Here is a 1,488-nt window from a genome sequence, read left to right on the forward strand (position 1 = left end):
GCAAGCCCGAGCCTTTTTTGGTTGAATTGATCCTCAACGAGGTTGAGAGCAGTCCTGAGGAAGTGTTAGTGGTTGGAGATCGAATCGACACGGACATCGATGCGGGCCGAGCGGCGGGGTGCAACACTCTCCTGGTTCTGACCGGGGTGGAATCTGACTCTGTTGAGGGCCTTTGGTGTGAGCCCGACTTAAGAAGCTTTGTCCTTCGCTGATGCACAGCGCGGACTCATCCCACATGTCTTAAAAACGAACCCCCAAAGGCGGCTGAGTCTGCGGGTGAACATGCTATCGTTAGGAGAAGAGTCTTTGACTGCGAAATTGATCATGAAGAGAGCCCAGCTATTCGGTTTTTGGGGCGCAACCCTCATATGTTGCGTCGGGCTTGTTTATGCCTCCGTCCCGCCCAAATCAAAGGCGAAGAAGACGATTGATTTCAATCGAGACGTCCGGCCAATCCTTGCCGGCAAATGCTTTACCTGCCACGGCAACGATGTCGCGACTTCGAAGGCTGGACTTCGCCTCGACTCCAAAGATCACGCGTTTAAGCCGCTGAAGAGTGGAGACATCGCGATTGTTCCTGGGAAGCCAGAGGCAAGCGAGCTGGTTCGACGGATCCTGTCGAAAGATGAATCCGAGCTAATGCCTCCGCCGGAAACCAAAAAGTTTCTTACCCCCGAAGAAAAAGCGATTCTCAAACAATGGATCCTTGAAGGCGCGGAGTACAAATCCCACTGGGCGTTCGTGGCCCCAACTCGACCAGAACTTCCATTGATCAAGAATAAGAGTTGGGTCCGTAACCCGATAGACGCTTTTATTCTGGAAAAGATGGAGGCCAAGGGCCTCAAGCCTTCGCCTGAAGCTGACAAAGAGACGTTGCTTCGCCGACTGACGCTTGACCTCACTGGTTTGCCTCCGACCCTGGGCGAAAGAACGGCCTTCCTTGCCGACAAAACTAGCGGTTCGTACGAAAAACTGGTCGATCGCCTCCTCGCCTCTCCTCGTTTCGCTGAGAGAATGGCGATGGACTGGATGGACTATTCGAGGTATGCCGACAGCAACGGCTATCAGGCCGACTATGAGCGGTTCCAGTGGCGGTGGCGCGACTGGGTCATCGAAGCCTACAACAAGAACATGCCCTTTGATCAGTTCACCATTGAACAGATTGCCGGCGACATGCTCCCCAAGCCCACCCTGGATCAGTTGATCGCAACCGGTTTCAGCCGAAACCACCGAATCAACACCGAAGGAGGCGTCATTGCCGAAGAGTGGCGGACTGAAACCGTCATCGACCGAGTCGAGACGACGTCCACCATCTGGCTTGGACTGACCAGCGGTTGTGCCCGGTGCCACGATCATAAATATGATCCGATTTCTCAGAAGGAGTTCTATTCGATGTACTCCTACTTCAACAACGTTCCTGAGACGGGGAGCGGAGAGGAGAGGCCGGTCAACCACCCCCCCTTGATGGATGCTCCGTATCCCGATCAG

The 1,488-nt window shown here is 54.4% G+C and carries 2 protein-coding genes; both read left to right on the forward strand.

Translation table 11 applies throughout. The features are described from left to right. The coding region (locus RMO15_RS16120) for an HAD hydrolase-like protein (protein ID WP_309714468.1) at nucleotides 1-212 on the forward strand (212 nt) is incomplete at its 5' end. Between the two features lie 94 nt (nucleotides 213-306). After that, nucleotides 307-1,488 (forward strand): DUF1549 domain-containing protein (locus RMO15_RS16125; protein ID WP_309714469.1); only part of this gene is annotated, 1,182 nt, incomplete at its 3' end.

Source organism: Armatimonas sp. (assembly GCF_031410135.1).
Taxonomy (GTDB): domain Bacteria; phylum Armatimonadota; class Armatimonadia; order Armatimonadales; family Armatimonadaceae; genus Armatimonas.